General features: G+C 69.1%; 25 protein-coding genes. 16 read left to right on the top strand and 9 right to left on the bottom strand.

Annotation, left to right across the window (positions count from 1 at the left end; translation table 11 throughout):
• Positions 1-65: 65 nt before the first annotated feature.
• A complete protein-coding gene (locus N788_RS07730) occupies positions 66-1844 on the top strand; it encodes an acyl-CoA dehydrogenase C-terminal domain-containing protein (protein ID WP_034223167.1) in 1779 nt (592 codons plus the stop codon).
• A gap of 1 nt (position 1845) precedes the next feature.
• On the opposite strand, the gene N788_RS07725 is transcribed toward N788_RS07730, so the two are convergent.
• Together N788_RS07725 and N788_RS07720 are read right to left on the bottom strand one after the other, a co-directional pair.
• Positions 1846-2418, bottom strand: a complete 573-nt coding sequence (locus N788_RS07725; RefSeq protein ID WP_244444103.1) for a DUF1415 domain-containing protein — start codon at positions 2416-2418, stop codon at positions 1846-1848.
• A gap of 12 nt (positions 2419-2430) precedes the next feature.
• Positions 2431-3732 (bottom strand): NADH:flavin oxidoreductase/NADH oxidase family protein, encoded by a 1302-nt coding sequence (locus N788_RS07720; RefSeq protein ID WP_034223161.1) that lies wholly within the window; start codon positions 3730-3732, stop codon positions 2431-2433.
• Positions 3733-3848: 116 nt separating this feature from the next.
• Between N788_RS07720 and N788_RS07715 the strand changes: the two genes are divergently transcribed.
• Positions 3849-4241, top strand: coding sequence for an MAPEG family protein (locus N788_RS07715; protein ID WP_034223158.1), 393 nt, complete (start codon positions 3849-3851; stop codon positions 4239-4241).
• A gap of 12 nt (positions 4242-4253) precedes the next feature.
• Here the strand turns inward: N788_RS07715 and N788_RS07710 are convergent, their stop codons facing one another.
• The gene (locus N788_RS07710; protein ID WP_034223155.1) at positions 4254-5159 is read right to left on the bottom strand and encodes a sensor domain-containing protein; all 906 of its coding nucleotides are present in this window, start codon (positions 5157-5159) and stop codon (positions 4254-4256) included.
• Complete coding sequence (locus N788_RS07705) at positions 5156-5521, bottom strand: PadR family transcriptional regulator (protein WP_034223152.1); 366 nt, start codon at positions 5519-5521, stop codon at positions 5156-5158. Before N788_RS07705 ends, N788_RS07710 begins: the two co-directional genes overlap by 4 nt.
• A 185-nt stretch (positions 5522-5706) precedes the next feature.
• Here N788_RS07705 and ygiD point away from each other — a divergent pair, with 185 nt between their 5' ends.
• The 5 genes from ygiD to N788_RS07680 are packed head-to-tail and all read left to right on the top strand — an operon-like array spanning position 5707 to position 9923.
• On the top strand, positions 5707-6498 hold the full coding sequence (gene ygiD / locus N788_RS07700; RefSeq protein ID WP_244444102.1) for a 4,5-DOPA-extradiol-dioxygenase: 792 nt from the start codon (positions 5707-5709) through the stop codon (positions 6496-6498).
• Positions 6498-7367, top strand: a complete 870-nt coding sequence (locus tag N788_RS07695; protein ID WP_034223149.1) for a bile acid:sodium symporter family protein — start codon at positions 6498-6500, stop codon at positions 7365-7367. Before ygiD ends, N788_RS07695 begins: the two co-directional genes overlap by 1 nt.
• Positions 7364-7957 (top strand): class I SAM-dependent methyltransferase, encoded by a 594-nt coding sequence (locus tag N788_RS07690; protein WP_034223147.1) that lies wholly within the window; start codon positions 7364-7366, stop codon positions 7955-7957. The genes N788_RS07695 and N788_RS07690 overlap by 4 nt, the downstream gene beginning before the upstream one ends.
• Complete coding sequence (locus N788_RS07685) at positions 7957-8937, top strand: serine/threonine protein kinase (RefSeq protein WP_034223145.1); 981 nt, start codon at positions 7957-7959, stop codon at positions 8935-8937. The genes N788_RS07690 and N788_RS07685 overlap by 1 nt, the downstream gene beginning before the upstream one ends.
• 47 nt (positions 8938-8984) lie before the next feature.
• Complete coding sequence (locus tag N788_RS07680) at positions 8985-9923, top strand: peptidylprolyl isomerase (RefSeq protein ID WP_034223142.1); 939 nt, start codon at positions 8985-8987, stop codon at positions 9921-9923.
• A gap of 4 nt (positions 9924-9927) precedes the next feature.
• On the opposite strand, the gene N788_RS07675 is transcribed toward N788_RS07680, so the two are convergent.
• Complete coding sequence (locus N788_RS07675; protein WP_051924482.1) at positions 9928-10821, bottom strand: DUF2785 domain-containing protein; 894 nt, start codon at positions 10819-10821, stop codon at positions 9928-9930.
• Positions 10822-10874: 53 nt separating this feature from the next.
• On the opposite strand from N788_RS07675, the gene N788_RS07670 reads away from it, so the two are divergent.
• Both N788_RS07670 and N788_RS07665 read left to right on the top strand, forming a co-directional pair.
• On the top strand, positions 10875-11126 hold the full coding sequence (locus tag N788_RS07670) for a GIY-YIG nuclease family protein (protein ID WP_034223139.1): 252 nt from the start codon (positions 10875-10877) through the stop codon (positions 11124-11126).
• A complete protein-coding gene (locus N788_RS07665) occupies positions 11123-12049 on the top strand; it encodes a DMT family transporter (protein WP_034223135.1) in 927 nt (308 codons plus the stop codon). The genes N788_RS07670 and N788_RS07665 overlap by 4 nt, the downstream gene beginning before the upstream one ends.
• Here the strand turns inward: N788_RS07665 and N788_RS07660 are convergent.
• Positions 12046-12591 carry a YaeQ family protein gene (locus N788_RS07660; protein WP_034223134.1) on the bottom strand — a complete coding sequence of 182 codons (546 nt, stop codon included), beginning with the start codon at positions 12589-12591 and terminating at the stop codon, positions 12046-12048. The genes N788_RS07665 and N788_RS07660 overlap by 4 nt on opposite strands.
• A 142-nt stretch (positions 12592-12733) precedes the next feature.
• Between N788_RS07660 and N788_RS14675 the strand changes: the two genes are divergently transcribed.
• Entirely contained in the window at positions 12734-13321 is a 588-nt protein-coding gene (locus tag N788_RS14675; protein ID WP_034223131.1) for a response regulator, read from the top strand.
• A 6-nt stretch (positions 13322-13327) separates the two neighbouring features.
• Here N788_RS14675 and N788_RS07650 read toward each other — a convergent pair whose 3' ends face one another.
• Positions 13328-14575 carry a putative bifunctional diguanylate cyclase/phosphodiesterase gene (locus tag N788_RS07650; protein WP_034223128.1) on the bottom strand — a complete coding sequence of 416 codons (1248 nt, stop codon included), beginning with the start codon at positions 14573-14575 and terminating at the stop codon, positions 13328-13330.
• Positions 14576-14591: 16 nt separating this feature from the next.
• Positions 14592-15785 (bottom strand): HD-GYP domain-containing protein, encoded by a 1194-nt coding sequence (locus tag N788_RS07645; protein WP_275039604.1) that lies wholly within the window; start codon positions 15783-15785, stop codon positions 14592-14594.
• A gap of 86 nt (positions 15786-15871) precedes the next feature.
• Between N788_RS07645 and N788_RS07640 the strand changes: the two genes are divergently transcribed.
• The 3 genes from N788_RS07640 (at position 15872) to N788_RS07630 (ending at position 19712) form a co-directional block, all read left to right on the top strand.
• A complete protein-coding gene (locus N788_RS07640) occupies positions 15872-17386 on the top strand; it encodes an esterase/lipase family protein (RefSeq protein ID WP_034223122.1) in 1515 nt (504 codons plus the stop codon).
• Between the two features lie 90 nt (positions 17387-17476).
• Positions 17477-18400, top strand: coding sequence for an aldo/keto reductase (locus N788_RS07635; protein WP_034223119.1), 924 nt, complete (start codon positions 17477-17479; stop codon positions 18398-18400).
• A gap of 1 nt (position 18401) precedes the next feature.
• Entirely contained in the window at positions 18402-19712 is a 1311-nt protein-coding gene (locus N788_RS07630) for an NTP/NDP exchange transporter (protein WP_034223117.1), read from the top strand.
• A gap of 331 nt (positions 19713-20043) precedes the next feature.
• Here the strand turns inward: N788_RS07630 and N788_RS07625 are convergent, their stop codons facing one another.
• Entirely contained in the window at positions 20044-20952 is a 909-nt protein-coding gene (locus tag N788_RS07625) for a DMT family transporter (RefSeq protein ID WP_152560421.1), read from the bottom strand.
• Positions 20953-21051: 99 nt separating this feature from the next.
• Between N788_RS07625 and N788_RS07620 the strand changes: the two genes are divergently transcribed.
• The 3 genes from N788_RS07620 to N788_RS07610 are packed head-to-tail and all read left to right on the top strand — an operon-like array spanning position 21052 to position 22683.
• Positions 21052-21948: a LysR substrate-binding domain-containing protein gene (locus N788_RS07620; protein ID WP_034223111.1), complete on the top strand. Its 897-nt coding sequence runs from the start codon at positions 21052-21054 to the stop codon at positions 21946-21948.
• A 43-nt stretch (positions 21949-21991) separates the two neighbouring features.
• Positions 21992-22462, top strand: a complete 471-nt coding sequence (locus tag N788_RS07615; protein ID WP_034223107.1) for a YaiI/YqxD family protein — start codon at positions 21992-21994, stop codon at positions 22460-22462.
• Positions 22459-22683, top strand: coding sequence for an RNA-binding S4 domain-containing protein (locus tag N788_RS07610; protein ID WP_034223103.1), 225 nt, complete (start codon positions 22459-22461; stop codon positions 22681-22683). Before N788_RS07615 ends, N788_RS07610 begins: the two co-directional genes overlap by 4 nt.
• The last annotated feature ends 22 nt before the right edge of the window (positions 22684-22705 follow it).

Raw genomic sequence — 22705 nt, 5'->3', positions numbered from 1 at the left:
GGGCATACTCCGGCCTCACATACGCACCGGTATGGTGCGCCTGAAGCCCGACCCGAGAGCCCGCCATGCCCCATTACACCGCCCCGCTGCGCGACATGCAGTTCGTGCTGTTCGACCTGCTCCAGGCCGAAACCGAGCTCGCCGCCCTGCCCCGCCATGCCGGCCTGGACCGCGACACCATCGAGGCGGTGCTCGAGGAAGGGGCGAAGTTCGCCAGCCAGGTCATCCTGCCGCTCAACCAGGTGGGCGACCGGGAAGGCTGCACCTTCCACGGCGACGGCGTGGTCACGGCCCCGCCAGGCTTCAAGGCCGCCTACCAGCAGTTCGTCGAGGCCGGCTGGCCGTCGGTGGCCTGCGACCCGGATTTCGGCGGCCAGGGCTTGCCGACGCTGGTCAACAACCGGCTCTACGAAATGTGGAATTCGGCCAACCAGGCCTGGCTGATGTACGCCGGCCTCTCGCACAGCGCCTACGAGTGCCTGATGGCCTTCGGCACCGACGAGCAGAAGCAGGTCTACCTGACGAAAATCGTCTCGGGTGCATGGACCGGCACCATGTGCCTGACCGAGCCGCACTGCGGCACCGACCTGGGCATGCTCAAGACCAGGGCCGAGCCCAACGGCGACGACAGCTACGCGCTGGCCGGCACCAAGATCTTCATCAGCGCCGGCGAACACGACCTGGCGGCAAACATCCTGCACCTGGTCCTGGCCCGCCTGCCCGGCGCGCCGGCCGGCACCAAGGGCATCTCGCTGTTCCTGGTGCCCAAGTTCCTGCCCGACGCCGACGGCAAGCCCGGCGCCCGCAACGCCATCCAGGCCGGCTCGATCGAACACAAGATGGGCATCCACGGCAACGCAACCTGCGTGATGAACCTCGACGGCGCCACCGGCTGGTTGATCGGCGAGCCCAACAAGGGACTGGCGGCGATGTTCGTGATGATGAACTCCGCGCGCCTGGGTGTCGGCATGCAGTCGCTGGGCCAGGCCGAAATCGCCTACCAGAACGCCGCGACCTATGCGAAGGACCGCCTGCAGGGACGCGCCGCCACGGGCGCGGCCTCGCCGGACAAGCCGGCCGACTCGATCCTGGTGCATCCGGACGTGCGCCGCATGCTGCTCACCGCACGCGCCTACAACGAAGGTGGGCGCGCGCTCGCCACCTGGACCGCCCTGCTGCTCGACCGCGAACACGGCCATCCCGACCCCGCCGTGCGCGAGGACGCCAGCGAGCTGATGGCGCTGCTCACGCCGGTGGTCAAGGCCTTCCTGACCGACAACGGCTGGGAGACCACGACGCTGTGCCAGCAGGTGCTGGGCGGCCACGGCTACATTTCCGAGTGGGGCATGGACCAGTTCGTGCGCGACGCGCGCATCAACATGATCTACGAAGGCACCAACGGCATCCAGGCGCTCGACCTGCTGGGCCGCAAGGTGCTGATGGACGGCGGCGCCAGGCTCGGCCGATTCGCCGCGCTGGTGCAGCGCTTCCTGGACGAGCACGCCGGCCGCGAGGACCTGGCCACCTTCACCGGCCCGCTCGGCAACTTGCTGGCGCAGACGCTGGCGCTTAGCCGTGAGCTGGGCGCGAAGGCCAAGAACGACCCGAATGAAATCGGTGCCGCCGCGGTGCCCTACCTGCGCATCGTCGGCCACCTGTGTTTCGCCTGGCTGTGGGCGCGCATGGCCGCGCTTGCGCTCGGCAAAAACGACCGGTTCCACGCCGCCAAGCTGGCGACGGCACGCTTCTATTTCGCCTGGCTGCTGCCGGAAGTCGAGCAGCGGTTCCGCGAGGCGCGCGCCGGCGCCCCGAGCCTGATGGCGATGCCCGAGGACGCCTTCTGAGTCATTTGCGCCACAGCGCCTTCCAGCCATCCATGCCAAGACGGCGCAAGGTGTCGATGTTGGCCTGGAAGATGCGGTCGGCTTCCGGGAAGGCGGCGACGGCCTTGTCCACGCTGTCTTCCCGCAGCAGGTGCAGCGTCGGGTAAGGCGCACGGTTGCTGAAGTTCGCCATGTCCGCCGGGTCGCTGTCGGCGAACTGGTAGTCGGGATGGAAGCTGGCCACCTGCAGCACGCCTTCGAGCTGCAGCTCCTCGACGGCGGCGTCGGCGATGTCCAGGAAGTCGTTGTAGTCCAGGAAATCACGCAACACGTAGGGATGGATCACCAGCGTCGTCTCGACGTCACCCGGGTCGGCCGAGGCCAGCAGCTGCAGCTCATGCAGCAGGTCGTCGAGCAGGCCTTCCTCGTCGGTGGCCTGGCTGACCACGTAACGGATCTGCCGCCGGACGTGCACGGCCTTGGCGAAGGGGCAGAGGTTCAGTCCGATCACCGCTTTTTCCAGCCAATCGCGGGTCGCCTCGATGACGGCCTCGTCGGTCAGCGGTTCATCGCCATGCATGGGATCGTGGGTCATCGGGTCTGCTCCTTATCGCTTGAGCGCGGCGGCGCGGCTCAGGTCGTCCCACCAGTAGCGGGCGAAGGACCGCATGACCCCGCGCCGCGGGTCGAAATGGCGGCCATCGGCCAGGCGCGCCATCTGCTGGTAGTACCAGCCCTGCGCGCCCAGCACGTTGATCATCTTCGCCGCCAGCCAGGGACTGGCCGGCGACAGCCGGCCGCGCGGCCGCAGGTGCAGGCGGTGTTCGTAGGCGGGCAGCGTGTCGATTTCGCGCGCCAGCAGCTGGCGGGCGACATCGGGATGGGTGCAGAACGGCCGGGCGATGCCGAGCATGTCGGTATCGCCGCCGGCCAGCGCCGATTCCATGCCCTCGCGGCTACGGAAGCCCCCGGTGACCATCAGCGGCATCGTCGCGACCCGGCGGATGGCGGCGGCATAGTCCAGGAAATAGGCTTCGCGCACCTGCGTGCTGGCGCGAACTTCGACGGCGTCATCGGCGCGACCGCTCAGGCCAAGCAGGCGCGGCTGTTCGTAGTTGCCGCCGGATATCTCCAGCAGGTCCACGCCGGCGCCGTTGAGCATCCCGACCACGCCCAGGCAGTCGACGTGGCTGAAACCGCCCTTGCGGAAATCGTCCGAGTTGAGCTTCACCGACACCGGGAAGTCGTTGCCCACGGCCTTGCGCACGGCACGCACGGTCTCAAGCAGGAAACGTGCGCGGTTTTCCAGCGAACCACCCCAGGCGTCGCTGCGCCGGTTGGTGACCGGCGACAGGAAGCTGCTGAGCAGGTAGCCGTGGGCACCATGCACCTGCACGCCGGTAAAGCCACAGTCGCGCGCGATCACCGCCACCTGGGCGAATCGCCGCACCAGGCCGAGGATCTCGTCCTCGCGCAGGGCCCGCGGCCTGGCGTAATTGCCCATCAGGTCCAGCTGCACGTCGGAAGGCCCGACCGGCCGGCGCGTGACATAACGCGGCGACTGCCGCCCGGCATGCGAAACCTGCATCCATAGCTGGTTGCCCGCCCGCGTGCCGGCGCTGGCCCAGGCACGAAGGCGCGCGCGGGCCGTGGCATCGACGCTGGGCGCGAAGCCCGGGTCGATGGCGACGTTGCCGGGACGCTCGAGCACGCGGTGGTCGATCACCACGTTGCCGGTAAGCAGCAGCGACGCACCGCCATCGCTCCAGGCGCCGTAGAGCTGGTCCAGCTTCGCCGTCGCCCGCAACCGGGAGTCGCCGAGCCCCTCGGTCATCGCCGCCTTGCACAGGCGGTTGCCCAGCACCACGCCGCAGGGCAATGGCAGGGGCTGGGCCAGGGGGTCGGACATGGGCGACTCCAGCGGGATTTCCGGGCACCCACCATACTGCAAAGCCCGGCGTCGCAAGCCGGGCCCGCAAAACGTCGCGGAGCCGCTAGGCTGTAGTGAATCCCCAGGAGCCCGCCATGCATCCCCTTATCGGCCTGATCACCCTGCTCACCGTCCTGCTGATGATGACCCTGATGGCCCTGGTCGGCCGAGCCCGCGGGCTTCACGGCGTCAAGGCACCGGCAACCACCGGGCCCGACGGCTTCGAGCGCACTTTCCGCGCGCAGATGAACACCCAGGAATCCGCGCTGATGTTCCTGCCGGCGCTCTGGGTCGCTGCCGCCTTCGGACTGCCCGGCCTCGCCGCCATTTTCGGCGCCGTCTGGCTGCTGGCGAGGATCTGGTACGCGGCGGCCTACATCGATCCGGCGAAAAGTCGCGCCGTTCCTTTCGTGGTTTCAATCCTCGCCTTGCTCGCCCTGGTCGTGCAGGGCCTGTGGGGCATCGGCTGGACGTTTGCCCTTGCCTGATGCCCCTCCGGGTCAATGCTGGGCGGTTTTGACCAGCAGGCTCTTTGCCAGGGCGCCATGGCCGCGACCGACCATTCGCGCCAGGTGCAGCATGGCGAAGAACAACAGCCCGCCGGCAAGAATGACCACCGCGGCCTGCCAGGGCGCACCGAAGTAGACGCCGTCCCAATCCATGCTCACCGGCAGGCCGAAGCTGCCCAGGAGGGCGAGGATGCCACCGCCCACCAGCCCCACCGACAGCGCCAGGCCGGTCACCGTGACCGTGAAATAGACGATGCCCAGCGGCAGCATGATCAGCTGGTAGAGCATGGTCGACCAGGTGCGCGGATCGGTGAACATGGCGCCGATGCGCTCGAGCCAGGGCTGGCCACGCCCCTGGTAGAGCGGGCGGCGCGGCATGCGCTCGCCCAGCAGCACCTCGACGATGCGACCTTCGACCAGCGACAGCACCCGCACCAGGCCCACGAAGAGGATCACCACCGGGATGCCGATGATCATCAGGACAAGGCTCGCCGACAGACTGAAGCCCGTGACCACGGCGGTGAAGTAGATGATGCCGGTCGCCAGCGACAGCAGCATGTAAAAAAGCGCGGTCCAGGCCCGGGTGTCGGTGGCGACGCCGAAGAAGCGGCCGGTGAGGCTGGCGCGCGGCGGCGCTGGCGGCGTGCGCAGCGCCCGCGTCACCTGCACCTCGGTGTCGCGGTAGATGTCGGCCACTTCTTCCGGGGCGCCGTACGAGGTGGCGACGCTGGCGATCAGGTCGGCTTCGGACAGGCCGGGGTTGGCGGCCATTTCCGAGCGCAGGTATTCCTCGGCGTCGTACAGGGCATCCTGGACCAGGGCCTGGTCGGCACCGCGCAGTGCCGCACGCAGTTGGTCGAGGTATTCGGGGATGGTTTTCGGGGTGGCGGCGGTCATCGCAGGTTTCCTTCCAGCACGGAATCGACGGAGTCGCGGGTGGTGCGCCAGCTGCCGGTCCATTCCGACAGCGCCTGGCGGCCCAGCGTGGTGATGCGGTAGTAGCGGCGTGGCGGACCGGCGACCGATGGCTCGACGTGGCTCTCGGCCAGCCCGGACGCGCTGAGGTTGCGCAGCACCGGATACAGCGCGCTTTGCTTGCCGCCGAGCAGCGGATCGCCGGTCTGCTCCAACCGCTTGGCGATCTGGTAGCCGTAGAGCGGCTCGTCCGACCGGGCCAGTACCGCCAGCAGGACCAGCGAAACGGTCCCGGCGCTCAGTTCCTTCTGGAATTTCTTCAGGTGCGGCTCGGTGTCGGCCATGGCTCTGTCCCGGCCTGCTTCATACAGGCGTCTTGTGCATAGTGTTGAGTTGATAATACCCAGCTGAGGCCGCCCCGGCAGTGCCGCAAGTCACGGCTCCCGGAACGCGGCGACCGGCCCCGTCTTGCATCCGCCGTGGCCTTGGTTAATGTGGACGCCAGTCCACGCCCCCGGAGAGTGACTCGATGAGCCCGTCCATGCCTGGCCCGATGCCCGCCCTGTTCGTCGGGCACGGATCGCCCATGAACGCCATCGAGGACAACGCCTGGCGTCGGAGTTGGCAGGCATTGGGCCAGCGGCTGCCGCGACCCAAAGCCATCCTGTGCATCTCGGCGCACTGGGAAACCCAGGGCGTTTATGTCGGCACCGCCCAAAAGCCCGACACCATCCACGACTTCCGCGGCTTCCCCAAGGCGCTGTTCGACGTGCGTTACCCGGCACCGGGCAGTCCGGAACTCGCGCATCGGGTCGCCGAACTGGTCACCGAACCCCGGGTGCATTTCGATTCGCACCGCGGACTGGACCACGGCATCTGGAGCGTGCTCGAGCCGATGTTTCCCGCCGCCGACATCCCGGTGGTGCCGCTGAGCCTGTCCAGCCTGCAACCCGGCGCCTGGCACTACGACCTCGCCCGCCAGCTCGCGCCGCTGCGCGACGAAGGCGTGCTGGTGCTGGGCACCGGCAACATCGTGCACAACCTGCGCTACTGGAAGAAGGGACAGGAGGCGCCGCTGGACTGGGCGCTGCGCTTTGACGAAGACATCGCCGAACGCATCGCCGAAGGCCACCACGAAGGCATGCTCGGCTACGAGACCCTGGGACCGGACGCATTGCTGGCCATTCCCACGCCGGAACACTACCTGCCGCTGCTCTACGTGCTGGCGTTGCAGCGCGACGGGGACCCGGTCGAGTTCTTCAACGAAGAAGTGACCGGACCGATTTCGATGCGCTCGGTCATCATCGGAAAGCTCGGCTGATGTCCGACAATCCGGTGTTGATGCTCTTCCTGCCCATCGCGCTGGCCGTGGTGATGGCCGGGCTGGGCCTGCACCTGACGCTGGCCGACTTCCGCCGCGTGCTGGCGGTGCCGCGGGCGGTGGCGGTGGCCCTGGGGGTGCAGGTGCTGCTGCTGCCACCGGTCGCCTTCGGCCTGGCGATGGCCTTCGACCTGCCGGGCGAGCTGGCGCTTGGCCTGGTGCTGCTGGCGGCCTCGCCCGGTGGGGTCACCGCCAACCTGTTCAGCCACCTGGCGCGCGGCGACGTCGCGCTCAACATCAGCCTGACCGCCATCAACAGCATCCTGGCGCTGCTGACGCTGCCGGTCTGGACGGCCCTGGCCCTGTCGGTGTTCCTGGGCACCGAGGGCAGCGTGCCGCCGCCAACGCGCAAGATCGTCGAGGTCGCCATCCTGGTGATCGGACCGGTGGCGCTGGGCATGGCGCTGCGGGCCTGGCGGCCGGCCCTGGCGGCCGCCGCCGAAAAGCCCGTGCGCCTGCTCTCCTCGGCACTGCTGGGCGTGCTGATCGTGATGGCTTTCGTATCCGAATGGGACATCGTGCGTGCTTACGCGCCGGTGGTGGGCCTGGCCTGCATACTGTTCAACCTGGTCAGCCTGCTGTCGGGCTATTTCGTCGCCCGCGGCGTGCGCCTGGCCGAGCCGCAGGCGATCGCCATCGCCTTCGAGATCGGCATCCACAACGGGACCCTGGCGATCTTCATCGCCATCGAAGTGCTGGGTCGGGACGCCGCCAGCATCGCCCCCGCGGTGTATGCGCTGAGCATGTACCTGACCGGCGCGATCTTCGCCGCCTGGCTGCTGCACCGGGCCAGGGCGCGCATCGCATGAAGAAGGTCTACGACCGCGACTACTTCGAAAACTGGTACCGCCGGCGCGACCTCGGCGGTCCGGCGGCGCTGGGCAGGAAGGTCGCGCTGGCCGTGGCGACCGCCGAATACCACCTGGGCAGGCCGATCAGGTCGGTGCTCGACGTCGGCTGCGGCGAAGGCGCCTGGCGTGCGCCGCTGCTCAAGCTCCGCCCCACCCTGAACTACCTGGGCCTGGACAGCAGCGACTACGCGGTGGATCGCTACGGTGCCAGCCGCAACCTGCACTGGATGCCCTTCGGCGACCTGGCCGCGGTGGGCTTCTCGCGCCCGGTCGACCTGCTGGTGTGTTCGGACGTCATGCACTACCTGGACGACGACGAGCTGCTGCGCGGGCTGAAGGAATTCTCGCGCCTGTGCCAGGGCGTCGCGTTCCTGGAAGTATTCGCCGAGGGCGACGAGATCATCGGCGATCTCAAGCAACTGCATCGCCGGCCGGCCACCTGGTACCGCCAGGCGTTCCGCAAGGCCGGCTTCTCGCCGCTGGGTTCGCACCTGTACCTGTCGATGCCCCTGGCCGAGCGCGCGACCGCGCTGGAACTGCCGCGCTAGTGGGCGGCAACACGCCGTTCGCCGACCTCGACCCCGACCGCATCCTGCACGCCGTCGAATCGCTGGGCCTGCGCTGCGATGGTCGCGTGCTGGCGCTCAACAGCTACGAGAACCGCGTCTACCGCATCGGCATGGAAGACGGCCCGGCGCGCGTGGCGAAGTTCTACCGGCCGGGTCGCTGGACCGACGAAGCCATCGGCGAAGAGCACGCCTTCTCGGCCGAGCTGCGGGCCGCGGACCTGTCCGTGGTGCCCCCCCTGGTCCTGGACGGACAGACCCTGCACCACTTCGAAGGCCACCGCTTCGCATTGTTCGAAATGCGCGGCGGCCACGCGCCCGAGCTGGGCCGGCGTGACGTGCTCACCCACCTGGGCCGCGTGCTCGGCCGCATGCACGCCGTCGGTGCGGCCCGTGGATTCAGGCACCGGGACGTCATCGGCATCGAAAGCCACGGCGAAGACCCGGTGCATTACCTGCTCGAAGAAGGCTGGCTGCCGCCGGAGCTGGAGGACAACTTCGAGCGCCTGGCCGAAGCCCTCTTCGATGCCATGGACGATTGTTACGAACGCGCCGGCGAAACGGTGATGCTGCGCCTGCACGGGGACTGCCACCCGGGCAACATCCTGTGGCGTGATGACCAGGCCCACTTCGTCGACCTCGACGACTGCCTCGCCGGGCCGGCGGTGCAGGATCTGTGGATGCTGGCCGGCCGCCGCGAAGACAGCCGCGACCCCTGGCGCTGGCTGCTCGAGGGCTACGAAACCTTCCGCGCCTTCGACCGCCGGCAATTGCACCTGGTCGAACCCCTGCGCACCCTGCGCCTGCTCCACCACAACGCCTGGATCGCCCGACGCTGGCATGACCCGGCCTTCCCGGTCGCCTTCCCTTGGTTCGAAGCCCCGCGGCACTGGGAATCGGTGATCACCCAGATGCAGGAGCAGCTGGCCGCCCTGCAGGAACCCCCGCCCGACCCCGACTGAGCCGGGCTGCGTTACGCTGCCGGGCATCGAACCGCGAGGACTGATGCATGCGCCCCATCCTGCCCGCCAGCCTGCTGGCCCTTTCCCTGGGCGCCTGTGCCCACGCCCCGGCCAACAACCCGGCGCCGGTCGCCAAGGCACCGACGACCCAGGAAGTGATCGACGCCTCGACGCCCCGGGACTGGCGCAGCCTGGACCCGGAACACACGGTGTACCTGCAGCTCCCCGCCGGCATGGTGGTGATCGAACTGGCGCCCGCCTTCGCGCCCGAACACGTCGCCAACATCCGTGCCCTGGTGCAGGGCCGCTATTTCGACGGCCTGTCGATCAACCGCTCGCAGGACAACTTCGTCGTGCAGTGGGGCGACCCGGCCGGCGACGAACTGCCGCTGCGCCGGCCGCTGGGTGAAGCCCGGGCGACGCTGCCGGCCGAGTTCAGCCGACCCGCCGACGGCCTGGACTTCACCGCCCTGCCCGACCGCGATGGCTGGGCGCCGCAGGTGGGCTTCGTCGATGGATTCGCCGCGGCGCGCGACCCGGACGCCGGCAAGGCCTGGCTGGCGCACTGCTACGGCACCGTTGGCGCCGGACGCGCCATGGCGCCCGACAGCAGCAACGGCAGCGAGCTCTACGTCGTCACCGGCCAGTCGCCGCGCCAGCTGGACCTCAACATCACCACCGTCGGCCGCGTCGTGGTCGGCATGGAGCACCTGAGCACCCTGGTGCGCGGCAAGGGCCCGCTGGGTTTTTACACCGACCCCGCGCGCCGCACCCCGATCCTGGCCATGCGCCTGGCTTCGGAGATGCCGGAAGACCAGCGCGCGAAGATCGAAGTGATGCGCACCGACACCGCGACCTGGGACGCCTACGTCGAATCGCGCCGCAACCGCCGCGACGACTGGTACGTGCACCCGGCCGGCCATGTCGACGTGTGCAACCTGGCGGTGCCGGTGCGACCGGTGCCGGCGGACACCCCGGAGGATTGAGGGCCTAGTCGCTCGCGCGCAGCGCCTCGGCAACGGGGGCCTGCCACGCCGCCGCATCCTCGCGCCCGGACAGACCCACGTGCAGGGCCATCAGGAAGGCGCGCAGGTTGTGCCGGCGTGCCAGCCCCGCCTCGGACTGCCAGGCTTCGCCCCAGCCGGCCATCGGCGCGGGCGCGGCCAGCGCCGCGACCCAGGCCGACCACTGCACGGCGTCGAAACTTTCCTGGCCCAGCGCCAGCAGCACCGGCCGGGCCAGCCGCTCCGATTCGGTATGCACGTACGGCGGTGCCTCCGGTGGCGCCACCTGGGCCGCAACGGCGTCCAGGAGCCGGCGTCGTGCCGGCGCATCAAGCGCCGGGTTGAGCACCAGCTGCATCACCAGGTCGGCACCATGCGCCACGCCGTGGCGCCAGCCCTCGCCGTCAATGAAGCCACGGTAATCACGCACGCCCGCCAGGTAATCCGCGGCGGCCGCGACCAGCTGGTGCCGCTGCTTGTCGGTCATCCAGGCCGACACCCGGTCGGTGCGCGCCACCTCGGACAGGACCAGCGCCGCGAACGGCGGGCGGAATCCGCGCGGATCCGGGTGTTTCGGCGCCAGCTCGGCCGACAGGTCGACCAGCAGGTCGCCGCGCACGGTGGGCGAGACGGCATCGCCCCGGAGCCACGCAGCCAGCGTTGCGTAGGCCAGGTCATCGCGCACCGCGGGATCGGGGTGTCCCAGGCAGTCGAACAGGTCGCTGACCAGGTCATCCCTGTCGTCCGGGGTCGCGTCGTCCATGGCCGCCACTTCGACCGCCGCGCGCAAGGCGCCAGGGTCCGAACACGGCAAGACCACGGGCGTGGCCAGGACCCCGGCCGGCAAGACAAGCAGGCATACCGTGAAAAAGCTGCGCATGACGCGTCTCCAGGCCGCGCGAATCGCGGCCGCCGCGTGGGAGAATGCCGCCCATGTCCTGGTACGTCTACCTGATCGAATGCCTGGACGGCAGCGTCTATACCGGCGTGGCCGTCGACGTGTCGCGGCGCTACGCCGAACACGCCGCCGGCAAGGGCGCGCGCTACACCCGTTCGCATCCGCCGCGCCGCCTGCTGGCCAGCTTCGAACACCCGGACCGGTCCAGCGCGCTGAAAGCCGAACACGCCATCAAGCAACTCTCCCCCATGCAAAAACGCGCTCTCGCACAAGGCACGACCCGATGACACCCACCACCAAGGCCTACTGGCAGATGCATTTTTGCGTGCTGCTCTGGGGATTCACCGCGATCCTGGGCAAGGTGATCACGCTGCCCGCCATGGCCCTGGTGGTCTGGCGCATGGCGCTGGTGGCGGCAGCGCTGCTGCTGGTGCCACGGGTCTGGCGCGGACTGGCGGCGCTGCCGCCCCGGCTGTGGCTGATCTATACCGGCATCGGCACCCTGGTGGCGCTGCACTGGCTCACCTTCTACGGTGCCATCAAGCTGGCCAATGCCTCGGTGGCGGTGACCTGCATCGCGCTGGCGACGGTGTTCGTACCGATGGTCGAACCCTGGATCACCGGCCGCAAGTTCGAACCCCGCGAACTGCTGCTGGGCGTGGCCGTCGTGCCCGGCGTCGCCCTGGTGGTCGGCGGCGTGCCCGACGACATGCACCTGGGCATCGTCGTGGGCACGATCTCGGCGGTGCTGGTGGCGCTGTTCGGTTCGCTCAACAAACGATTCGTCGAACGTGCGGACCCACTGACCGTCACCGGGCTCGAGCTCGGCGCCGGTGGGCTGGTGCTGGCGCTGCTGACACCGCTGTTGCCCTGGTTCGGGTCCCCGCTGGTCATCCCGGGCGGCATGGACATGCTGTGGCTGCTGGTGCTGGCCATCGTCTGCACGCTGCTGCCCTTCGCCCTGTCGCTGGTGGCGTTGCGCTACCTGAGTGCGTTCTCGGCGCAGCTGGCGGTGAACCTGGAGCCGATCTACGCGATCCTGCTCGCCATCGTGCTGCTGGGCGAACAGCACGAGCTCGGCGGCATGTTCTACGCCGGCGTCGCGGTCATCCTGCTCGGCGTCTTCGTGCACCCGCTGCTGTCGCGGCAGCCGCTGCCCATGCCCGAACCGGCCAACCTGGGCACGGCCGAGGGCAAGGTGCTCGACTAGCTGCGCGTGCGGCGCAGCCGCGGGCTGATTTCCAGGGTGCCGGCCTCGTCCACCCACTGGACCACGCCGTCCTGCACCATCACCTGCACGTCCAGGCCGCGCACCAGGCGCTGGCCAAGGGCCTTGGCGTCCTCTGGGTCGATGTCGATCACGACCAGGTTGCCAAAACGCGCCAGCGGCCCCTCGTTCTTTTCCCACCACAGGTCGGCGCCCCGACCGCCATAGGTCAGCACCACGGCCTCGCCGGCGCGACCGCAGGCCTTGCGGACCCGGGATTCGTCCGGCTGGCCGAGGTCGATCCACTGCTCGATGACCCCGGTCAGGTCCTTGCGCCACAGGTCGGGTTCGTCGTCGGTGCTCAGGCCGCGGCCGAAGGCCAGGCGCTCGTCGGCGTGCAGGGCGAAGGCCAGCAGCCTCAGCATCAGTCGCTCGTCGGTTTCCGACGGGTGCTGGGCCAGGACCAGGTCGTGGGCGGCGTAATAGTGCCGGTCCATGTCGCTGACCTGCAGCCTGGCCTTGTGGACGGTGGATTTGGGTGCCACGGCGGCTCCTGGGGACTCTGGGGACGGGGGATCGCGGCCCGGCAGCCTGGGCCAAGCCGGCCAGGCTGTCCAGTCGCCCCGCATTGCCAGCCGGTCGCGGGACGTGGACACTGTGCCCGGGGAAAAAGCCGGGGAGCGGCGCGTGGAAGTGTACGAGAAGATCAAACGACTGTTCGGCTGGGGCAAACCCGCCGCGCCGGCCGCCAGGGCCGAGGCGCCCGAAGGCGGCGCCGAGCCGGCGCCTGCCTCGGGACCGGAGCGCCGCGGCAAGCCGCGCACCAATGCCCGGCCGGGCACCCGCATGCTGGTGATCGACGATTCGGCCACCATCGTTGCCCTGCTCTCGCGCATGCTCCGCCAGAACGATTACACGGTGCTGGAAGCCAGCGATGCCGAGGAGGGCCTGGAGATCGCCCGCACCCAAAGCCCGGAGCTGGTGTTCCTGGACATCGTGCTGCCGGGCATGGACGGTTTCGCGGCGCTGCGACAGCTGCGCAAGGACCCGTACACCCGCGACATCCCGGTGATCATGATCAGCGGCAACGAGCAGGCCACCGAACAGTTCTACGTGCACCGCATCGGCGCCGACGATTTCATGAAGAAGCCGTTCTCGCGCGCCGAGGTCTTCGCCCGCATCGAGCGGCTGCTCGACGCCAACCGCGTGCCCAAGCGCCTGCCGGGCGCGGTGCGTTCCAGCGCCGGCGTCGGCGACGACCCCGAAACGGCCTGAGACGGCTCAGCGCGGCGCGGCCGCCAGCTCGTCCATGAATTCTGCGGCGGGTTTCGGCTTGCCGATTGCCCAGCCCTGGGCCAGGTTGCAGTTGAGGTCGCCCAGGGCCTCGAGCGTGGCCTTGTCCTCGACGCCTTCGGCGACCACGCGCATGCCCATCTGGTGGGCGAAGCCGATCATCGCCTTGACGATCTGCAGCGAGCGCAGGTCGCCCAGCATGCCGGTGACGAAGGACTGGTCGATCTTCATTTCGGTGGCCGGGAATTCCTTCAGGTAGGACACCGAGGCGTTGCCGACGCCGAAATCGTCGATGGACACGCGCACGCCCGCGGCGTTGAGCTGCTGCAGCTGCTGGGCGCCCCGGCGCACGTCGGCGACGATGGCGGTTTCCGTGACTTCCAGCACCAGGTCGCGCGGCGCCACGCCCCAGAGCTTGAGCCCGCCCAGCAGTTGCTCGACCAGGCCACGTTCGGCGAATGCCGTGGCCGAGAGATTGAGCGCGATCGGGATATCCAGGCCGCGGCTGCGCGCCTCGGCGACCAGCTGCAGGCAGGCGTTGACCGACCAGCGGGTGAAGTGGGAAATCATGCCCGAGCCTTCCGCCACCGGGATGAACACCCCCGGGCTGATGTCGCCTTTCTGCGGATGCCGCCAGCGCGCCAGCGCCTCGGCGCCGACGATCTTGCGGCGCCGCAAGTCCAGGATGGGCTGCAGCCACATGGAAAGCTGGCCGTCGTTGATCGCGGTGAGCAGGTCGGCTGGATCCACGCCCGCCGGAGTGATTCGCGATTTGCAGACCAGCATGCGGTCCGGTTCGTGGCGCGCCTGCAGCATGGCCTGCTCGGCCTGGCGGCAGAGCAGTTCCGGCTGGTCGCCGTGTTCGGGGTACATGGCCAGGCCAACCGAGACCAGGGCCAGCACCGGCTGGCCGGCGGCCTGGAACGGTGACTCGAACAGGCGCTGGACGCGGGCGGCGGCCAGCAGTGCATGCTGGCTGTCCTTGAGCCCGGTGAGGATCATCGCGAAGTCGCCCGAACCCAATTCGACCAGTTCGTCGCCGGGCCGGAGTATCGCGGTGAGGCGCTCCGCCGACTGTCGCAGCAGATCGTCCACGGCCGCGTAACCGGCGTGGACGCGCAGGCGGCGCAAATCCTGCATGCCTATGCACATCACGCCGAGGGACTGACCATCGCCCACGGCGGCCTCGAGCCGCGGCGCCAGGAGCTCGGGCAGGCTCCCGGTGCGAACCGTCATGGGCACACCCCGGACATCACAGGAACAGGTCCTCGGGCCGCAGGCCGTAGGTGCCCGGCTCCAGGGCCTGGGCGATCTTCACCCCGCCATCGGCCAGGTCGACGCCGTATTGCATCAGGTCGACGTCGCGATAAGGCGTGTACGGTTTCTTGTCGCGATCGAGCAGCAGCATCAGGCGCGGACGCAGGCGACGCACCTGGTTCTGCGCCATCACCACGCCGACTTCGCCGGTGTTGAGTTCGACCAGTGAACCGGTTGGATAAACGCCCAGGCACTGCAGGAACTGTTCGACCACCTCGGCCTGGAACATGCGGTCGCGGGCGCGGTAGAGCGCCTGGAGCGCGCCGTGGCGCGATTCGCCGTTGCGGTGCGGCCGGTCGCTGCGCAAGGCGTCGTAGGTATCGACCACGCCGCCCATGCGGCCGGCCAGCGGGATGCGGTCGCCGGCCAGGCCCTGGGGATAGCCGGAGCCGTCGTGGCGCTCATGGTGCGCAGCCACGAGTTCGCGTGCCCACTTGCCGGTGACTCCGGCCTGGTCGAGCAGTTCCATGCTGCGCTGGACGTGCTCGCGCATCAGCTGCATGGCATCGGGGTCCAGCTTGCCGTCGTGGTTGACCACGTCTCCCGGCAGGGTCGCCATGCCGGCATCGAGCAGGAAGCCGCCGGTGGCCAGTTCCACCAACACCTCGCGGGGCAGCGCCAGGTGCCGGCCGAAGGCGGCCGCCAGCGCGCTGCAGTTGACCGCATGGCTGTAGGCATAGTCGTCGCGCTTCATCAGCGCCATCAGCCAGAAAAGGGCGTCGGAATTACGCAGCAGGCTCTCGACCATGGGTTCGATGGCCTCGCGGACGACGCCCGGCTCGAGCCGGCGACCGTTGCGCACGTCGTCGGCGATGCGTTCGGCCAGTGCGCGCAGGTCGGCGTGGACCTCACGCGCCTTCGGCATCTCGTCCTTGACGTCGACCGTGTTGTGGTATTCCGGGCCGCGCGGGGGAAACACGTTGCGCGGCGCCGAACTCACGCGCGTCGACGGCCGGTCCGCGACCAGGCTTTTCGCGACGTCGATGAAGACGCTGGTGCAATACGCGGCCAGCAATTCGATGTCTTCGTCGGACTTGATCTCGAAGCCCTGGAACGGAAACGGCGTGCCTACCCAGTCTCGGTCCAGGCGACTGACGTACATCCCCTTTTCAAGCAGACCAACAAGCATCTGCCGCTCTTCGAGCACCATCGGCGGGCATCCCCCTGTTCGCGGGTCATAAGTTAGCATGGGACACCCCCCGGAAGGCCCCTCCGATGGCCAAGCCCCTGCTGGTGTTCGTGCATGGCTGGTCGGTGACCAGCACCTCGACCTACGGCGAGCTGCCGGCCCGCCTCAAGCGCGAAGCGGCCCGGCGCGGCGGCCCTGGCCTGGACGTCGCCCACGTCTACCTGGGCCAGTACGTCAGTTTCCGCGATGAGGTGCGGCTGGGGGACATCGCCCGGGCCTTTGAACACGCCATCGCCGGGGTCCTGGCCGGGGCCGGCCGCGACCGCCGGTTCGCCTGCATCACCCACAGCACCGGCGGGCCGGTGGTGCGCGAATGGCTGGACCGTTATTACGTCAGGCCGGGCCGGGCCGGCGACTGCCCGTTGTCGCACCTGGTGATGCTGGCGCCGGCCAACTTCGGCTCGGCACTGGCCCAGCTGGGCAAGGGCCGGCTGGCGGGTATCCGGGCCTGGTTCAACGGCGTCGAACCGGGCCAGGGCGTGCTCGACTGGCTCGAACTGGCCAGCCCCGAATCACTGGCCCTCAACCTGGGCTGGATCCACGACTACCCGAAGCTGCATCTGTCCCGCGGCCCGCGGCCCGTGTTCCAGTTCGTGCTCAGCGGCGACGCGATCGATCGCAAGCTCTACGACCACGTCAATGCCTACACCGGAGAAACCGGCGGCGACGGCGTGGTGCGGCTGGCAGCGGCCAACCTTAACGCCCGCCACGTCGTGCTTGAACAGGCGGCGCCGGTGCCCGGCGAGGCCTTGCCCAGCGCCCGCAAGCGCCTTCGCGAACTGAAGCTGGCAGGCAACCGGCGCGCCGCGACCACGCCTTTCCGCATCCTGCCGGGCCTGTCGCACAGCGGCACCGACATGGGCATCCTGGCCAGCGTGCGCGACGACGGCCAGCCGCATCCGACGGTGGACGCGGTGCTGCGCTGCCTCGCCGTTTCCGACGAAGCCGGCTACCAGGCGCTGGCAGGCGACTTCCAAACCGAAAATGCGGTCCACCAGCAGCCCGCGCGTCGCGTTGAAATCGAGAAGATCCCGGTACTGCCCGATCGCCGCTACATCCACGACCCGCATTCGATGCTGGTCTTCCGTCTGATGGACGACAGCGGCGCGCGGCTTGGCGACCTGGACCTGCTGCTCACGGCAGGGCCGGCGGCCGACCCGAACCAGCTTCCGGAGGGCTTCCTGACCGACCGCCAGGGCAACCGGCGCGCACCCGGACACCTGGCCTTCTTCCTCAACCACGCGGCGCTGGCCGGCAGCGAACCGATTCCCGGCCCCGATGGAAAAATCCTGCGCCCCACACGTGAACCGCGCCCGCCCTACGGGCTGAAACTGCAGCCGCGCGGCGGCGACCGCCTGGTCGAACACTGGGCGGCGCAGCTGGGAGCGGACCTGGGCGGCCTGCTCGACGTGATCGAACCAAACCAGACCACGATCATCGACATTGTGATGCGGCGGGTCGTGCGCGAGGGCGTGTTCCGTCTCACGCGCAGCCTCGGCGCCCGGGACTTCCGCGACGATCCCGCCGGCGGCGCCCTCTGAGGCCCCTGACCACCGGCAGGGGCGGTTGAACGGAAAGTTCACGTAGTCTGCGCGAGCATCGGCCGTCCGCCACCGACCCAGGAGCCCGCCATGGCCAATCGTCGTGAATTCCTGTCCGCGACCGTCGCCATCGCCGCCGCCGCGGCGATGCGGCCCGCGTTCGCACTCTCCGACACCACGTCCACGCCAGCCGCCGCCGGCATGAGCCGGCGCGCCATTCCCTCGACCGGCGAGAAAATCCCGGTCATCGGCATGGGAACCTCCGGCAGCTTCGAGGTCGACCTGGCCGGCCGGGAACCGCTCAGGGAGGTCCTCCGGCGCTTCGTCGCCGGCGGCGCCAGCGTCATCGACACCTCGCCCAACTACAGCAACGCCGAAGACGTGCTGGGCGACCTGATGGCCGAACTGGACCTGCGCGACCAGGTCTTCCTGGCCACCAAACTGGCCGCCGACAACCGTGCGGCTGGCGAGGCGCAGTTCGCCGATTCGCTGCGGCGCCTGCGCACCGACAAGGTCGAGCTGCTGGCCGTGCACAACCTGCGCGACTGGAAGACCCAGCTGGCCCTGGCGCGCGAACTCAAGGCCCAGGGCAAGGTGAAATACGTCGGGCTCACCCACTTCCGCGACGATTCCCACGACACCCTGGCCGACATCATCGCCGTCGAAAAACCCGACTTCGTGCAGGTCAACTACGCCGTGGGCGCACCGAACGCCGAAAAGCGGGTGCTGCCGACCGCCGCCGACAACGGCGTGGCGGTGATGGTCAACCGGGCGTTCGACGACGGAAAACTGTTCTCCCGCGTCTCGGGGCAGCCCCTGCCAGGCTGGGCCGCGGAGGTCGGCGTCACGTCCTGGGCGCAGATGTTCCTGAAGTTCGCGCTCAGCCATCCCGCCGTCACCGTCGTCATCCCGGCCACCGGCAAACCCCACCGCCAGAGCGACAACCTGCGCGCCGGCAGTGCGGCCACGCTCGATGCGGCGCAGCGCGCCGAGCTGACGGCGATGTTCGCCTGACATGGAACGGGAACCGGGTGACGTGCACCGGCTGCTCGCCCGGGTCCTCGGCATCGAACCCGGGGAACTGCCGGCCGTGGTGGCCGGCATGGCGATGTTCCTGCTGCTGTTCGCCGGTTACTTCATGCTTCGCCCGGTGCGCGAGACCATGGGTATCGCCGGTGGCGTGCGCAACCTGCAGTGGCTGTTCACCGGCACCTTCATCGTCACCCTGATCGCGATCCCGCTGTTCGGCACCGTCGCCGCCGCCGTCCGGCGCCGGCGCATCCTGCCCTGGACCTACGGCTTCTTCGCGCTGAACCTGCTGGGTTTCGCGGCGGCCATCCATGCCGCGCCGGAAAACGCCTGGCTGGCACGCGCGTTCTACATCTGGCTGTCGGTGTTCAACCTGCTGGCGATCTCCGTGGCCTGGAGCGTGCTGGCCGACCTGTTCCCGGCCAGCCAGGCCAAGCGCACCTTCGCCCTGATGGCGGCCGGCGCCAGCGCCGGTGGCCTGTTGGGTCCGCTGCTGGGCCTGGTGCTGGTCGGGCCGCTGGGCCATGGCGGGCTGATGGCGCTGGCGACGGTATTCCTGCTCGGTTCCGCCGGTGCCGCGATCTGGCTGCAGGGTTGGCGCGACCGCCATCCACTGGACCCGACCGAAGTGATGGCGCGACGGGCGCCGCTGGGCGGCAACCCCTTCGAAGGCATCGGCACGGTGCTGGCGTCGCCCTACCTGCTGGGCATCGCGACCTTCGTCGTGCTGCTGGCGACGGTGACGACCTTCCTTTACTTCGAACAGGCCCGCCTGGTCGAAATGCACTTCCCCGACCCGGTCGACCAGACCCGGGTCTTCAGCCTGCTCGACACCGTGGTGCAGACGATCGCCATCTTCACCCAGCTCTTCCTGACCGGCCGCATCGTCCGGCGCCTGGGGCTGGTGGTGCTGCTGACTACGGTGCCGGTGGTGATGGTCGGCGGTTTCCTGTGGCTGGCGGTGGCACCGACCTTCGCGGTGCTGGCCATCGTCATGGTGACCCGGCGCGCCGGCGAATACGCGCTGGCCCGCCCGGGCCGCGAAATGTTGTTCACCGTCGTCGCACCGACCGCCAAGTACAAGGCCAAGAACGTCATCGACACCGCCGTATACCGCGGCGCCGATGCCGTCAGCGGCTGGGTCAAGGCAGGCATCGACGCCTTCGCCTCGAATCCGGCGGTGGTGGCCGTGGCCGGTGCCGGCGTCGCCCTCGCCTGGGCCTTTACGGGCGCCCGACTGGCACGCGCCCAGGGCCAACGCGAGGCGGCCAACGGTAGTCTGGCCAAGCAGGATTGACATCACGGCTAACCGGGTGAGCGTTTCTTACCTCACCTTGTCCTGATTCGCTCAATTCCGGCCACCCCCTCCAGCACATTCAAGGGACTAGGGGACCACCGTTAGTCCTGCTTAGCAGTCTTCGCCCCAAAGGGCAGCCCCGCTGTCTTGCGCGACCGACCCGGGAAATGGTCCATTGCCCACGTCCGGTCGCGTTCTTCTCCTCGTCGAGCCGCCCGGAGACCAATTTGCAGTCAACCGCCCCCTGGCGTTGACCACCTTTGGCAGGGCATTCCACTGTTTTCGGGACAGTTGGCCCTGCCTTCTTTTTGCCCCGTTTTTGCGCCCCGGCTCAACCTCTCGCGGCGGCGGAGCGCTGGCTGACCGCCACGCTGCCCAGGATCAGCACGCAGGCAGCCGCCATGGGCCAGGTAAGGGCCTCGCCCAGCAGGCTCCAGGCCCACGCAACCGCCATCAGCGGAATGAGATAGGTCACGGTGACGGCCCGCGCCGCGCCTACCCGCTGGATCAGGCGGTAATACATCGCGTACGCCCAGCCGGTGCTGAGTACGCCCACGGCGATTGCCGAGCCCCAGGCGGCACCGGACACCGATCCCTTGGGCCAGGAGACCAGGGCGAAGGGCAGCGTCATCAGTGAAGCGCACACCAGGGTCGCGGCCGCCACCGCTACCGGCGGCAAGCCGGCGAACCAGCGCGGCACGAGGTTGGCACCCACCCCGTACAGGAAGGCCGCAAGCGCCCCCGCGGCCGCGGCCGCACCAACCTCACCTCCGCTGGTCTTGTCGCTGGCCAGCACCACGACGCCGACGAAGCCAAGGACCAACGCGAACCATTTGCGGGGCGCGATGCGCTCGCCGAAGAACAGGAAGGCCACCAGCGCCGCGAACAACACCGCCATGGCATTGGTGATGGCACCTACCCCCGCCGGCGCGCGTTGCGCGGCCCAGGCAAACAAGGTGAAGGGAACGGCCGTATTGATCGCCGCGATCAGCGCGAGCCTTGGCCAGAGCCGCCAGGGCAGGTGCACGCGCGCCAGCCACAGGAAGGGCAGCAGCACCAGCGCACCGAACAGCAGGCGCAGTTCAACCAGCGGTGCCGCCCCGAACTCCGGCGCGGCCACCCGCTGGAAGAGAAAGGACGCGCCCCAGACCGCCGACAGCAGCAACAGTTCCAGGGGCGTTACCCAGCCGCGCACCGGCGGTGCCGGCACGACGTGGGCAAGGGGTGGCGGATTCTTCATCGTCATTAGCCGGGTTGGTGACTGGTGCCATTATCGTTGGCCCGGAGAGGCCCACAAGCGCATACTTTCCGGCATTGCCACAAGCATGGTTTGTTGCTCATGACGCGCGTCCGTTCCGACCTGCTTCCGGCCCTTGCAGCCTTCGAATCCGCTGCCCGGCACCAGAACTTCACCCATGCCGCCGAAGAACTGCACCTGACTTCCAGCGCGGTCAGCCACCATGTACGCAAGCTGGAATCCCGCCTGGGCGTGGCCCTGTTCCGGCGCCACGCGCGCGGCGTCACCCTCACCCAGGAGGGCCGCCAGCTGGCCGACGCCGCCGGCAACGCGCTGGCGGACATGGAATCCGTGCTCAATGGCCTGCGCGCCAGCAGGAACGAGCGGGTCCAAGTCCGCGTCACCACCCTGCATTCGGTGTTGAACACCTGGCTGCTGCCACGCCTGCACCGCTTCGTCGAACAACACCCTGGCATCGGGCTGGTGTTCGACACCGAAGCCACCCTGAGCCGATTCGAGGAGGGGGGCCACGACCTGGGCATCCGGCACGGCCCCGGCCAATGGTCCGGACTCGCCGCGCTGCCGCTGATGGACGACACGATGCGTCCGGTGGCGTCGCCACGCCTTCCGGGCCTGGCCGCGGTCAGGTGCGCGGCCGACCTCGTGACCCTGCCGCTCATTGCCGACAAGGCGCACCAGGGTTGGCACGACTGGTTCCGGGCCGCGGGTGTGCACGGCGCGACGCCGCCCGAACGCTACCAGTTCAGCGACACCACCGACGCCATACTGGCCGCCGCGCTGGGCCTGGGCGTGGCACTGGCCCGCGAACGCATCCTTGCACCCCTCCTGGCCGACGGCCGGCTGCGGGTACTGGCCCTGCCGGGCATGCCTTCACGCTGGAACTACTACATCGTTTATCCGACGCACCGCCGCCTGTCGGCACCGGGACAGGCGTTCGCCGACTGGCTGATGGCGGACGTCGCGCGTTTCGGACCCTGAAGGCAACCGCGTATCCTGTGAACCCGTTCCAGACCGCGAATGCATGAATATCTGGGTCGACGCCGACGCCTGCCCCAACGTGATCAAGGACATCCTGTTCCGCGCCGCCGAGCGCGCGCGGATCCCGGTGACCCTGGTGGCCAACAGCTGGGTGCGCACGCCGCCTTCGCGATTCATCACCTCGATGCAGGTTTCCGGCGGGCTGGACGTGGCCGACAGCGAGATCGTGGAGCGCTGCGCCCCGGGCGACCTGGTGGTGACCGCCGATATCCCGCTGGCCGCCCTGGTCCTGGAGAAGGGCGCGCTGGCGCTCAACCCGCGCGGCGAACTCTATACCGCAGATACCATCGCCCAGCGCCTGACCATGCGAAACTTCATGGACGAACTGCGCGGCTCCGGCGTCAACACCGGTGGCCCGGCCGGCTTCCACGCCCGTGATCGCCAGGCGTTCGGCAATGCCCTCGACCGCTGGCTGGCCCGGCGACCCCCTGCACGCACGACGGAGTCCGAATGACCCGCATTGATTTCGAGCTCGAACGCGAACACGTCGCGCTCAACGACCTGCTCAAGCTGGCCGGCGTCTGCGGCAGCGGCGGCATGGGCAAGGCCATCGTCGCCAGCGGCGAGGTCACCGTCGACGGCCAGGTCGAACTGCGCAAGACCGCCAAGATCCGCGGCGGGCAGGTGGTCCGCTGGGATGGCTACGAAATTTTCGTGCGCACCGCTGTGCAGTGACACGGAAAGGCAGCCTCGGCGC

It is taken from the genome of Arenimonas donghaensis DSM 18148 = HO3-R19, assembly GCF_000743535.1.
Lineage (GTDB): Bacteria > Pseudomonadota > Gammaproteobacteria > Xanthomonadales > Xanthomonadaceae > Arenimonas > Arenimonas donghaensis.
This window is presented reverse-complemented; position numbering and strand designations above follow the sequence as displayed.

Bases quoted from the DNA above. Each gene is read 5' to 3' on its own strand.
- ygiD (WP_244444102.1), top strand. From the start codon at position 5,707: ATGAGCCCGTCCATGCCTGGCCCGATGCCCGCCCTGTTCGTCGGGCAC.
- N788_RS07610 (WP_034223103.1), top strand. From the start codon at position 22,459: ATGACCCGCATTGATTTCGAGCTCGAACGCGAACACGTCGCGCTCAAC.
- N788_RS07730 (WP_034223167.1), top strand. From the start codon at position 66: ATGCCCCATTACACCGCCCCGCTGCGCGACATGCAGTTCGTGCTGTTC.
- N788_RS07670 (WP_034223139.1), top strand. From the start codon at position 10,875: ATGTCCTGGTACGTCTACCTGATCGAATGCCTGGACGGCAGCGTCTAT.
- N788_RS07720 (WP_034223161.1), bottom strand. From the start codon at position 3,732: ATGTCCGACCCCCTGGCCCAGCCCCTGCCATTGCCCTGCGGCGTGGTG.
- N788_RS07665 (WP_034223135.1), top strand. From the start codon at position 11,123: ATGACACCCACCACCAAGGCCTACTGGCAGATGCATTTTTGCGTGCTG.
- N788_RS07625 (WP_152560421.1), bottom strand. From the start codon at position 20,952: ATGAAGAATCCGCCACCCCTTGCCCACGTCGTGCCGGCACCGCCGGTG.
- N788_RS07680 (WP_034223142.1), top strand. From the start codon at position 8,985: ATGCGCCCCATCCTGCCCGCCAGCCTGCTGGCCCTTTCCCTGGGCGCC.
- N788_RS07675 (WP_051924482.1), bottom strand. From the start codon at position 10,821: ATGCGCAGCTTTTTCACGGTATGCCTGCTTGTCTTGCCGGCCGGGGTC.
- N788_RS07650 (WP_034223128.1), bottom strand. From the start codon at position 14,575: ATGACGGTTCGCACCGGGAGCCTGCCCGAGCTCCTGGCGCCGCGGCTC.
- N788_RS07630 (WP_034223117.1), top strand. From the start codon at position 18,402: ATGGAACGGGAACCGGGTGACGTGCACCGGCTGCTCGCCCGGGTCCTC.
- N788_RS07640 (WP_034223122.1), top strand. From the start codon at position 15,872: ATGGCCAAGCCCCTGCTGGTGTTCGTGCATGGCTGGTCGGTGACCAGC.
- N788_RS07620 (WP_034223111.1), top strand. From the start codon at position 21,052: ATGACGCGCGTCCGTTCCGACCTGCTTCCGGCCCTTGCAGCCTTCGAA.
- N788_RS07695 (WP_034223149.1), top strand. From the start codon at position 6,498: ATGTCCGACAATCCGGTGTTGATGCTCTTCCTGCCCATCGCGCTGGCC.
- N788_RS07615 (WP_034223107.1), top strand. From the start codon at position 21,992: ATGAATATCTGGGTCGACGCCGACGCCTGCCCCAACGTGATCAAGGAC.
- N788_RS07710 (WP_034223155.1), bottom strand. From the start codon at position 5,159: ATGACCGCCGCCACCCCGAAAACCATCCCCGAATACCTCGACCAACTG.
- N788_RS07645 (WP_275039604.1), bottom strand. From the start codon at position 15,785: ATGCTTGTTGGTCTGCTTGAAAAGGGGATGTACGTCAGTCGCCTGGAC.
- N788_RS07705 (WP_034223152.1), bottom strand. From the start codon at position 5,521: ATGGCCGACACCGAGCCGCACCTGAAGAAATTCCAGAAGGAACTGAGC.
- N788_RS07690 (WP_034223147.1), top strand. From the start codon at position 7,364: ATGAAGAAGGTCTACGACCGCGACTACTTCGAAAACTGGTACCGCCGG.
- N788_RS07715 (WP_034223158.1), top strand. From the start codon at position 3,849: ATGCATCCCCTTATCGGCCTGATCACCCTGCTCACCGTCCTGCTGATG.
- N788_RS07635 (WP_034223119.1), top strand. From the start codon at position 17,477: ATGGCCAATCGTCGTGAATTCCTGTCCGCGACCGTCGCCATCGCCGCC.
- N788_RS07725 (WP_244444103.1), bottom strand. From the start codon at position 2,418: ATGACCCACGATCCCATGCATGGCGATGAACCGCTGACCGACGAGGCC.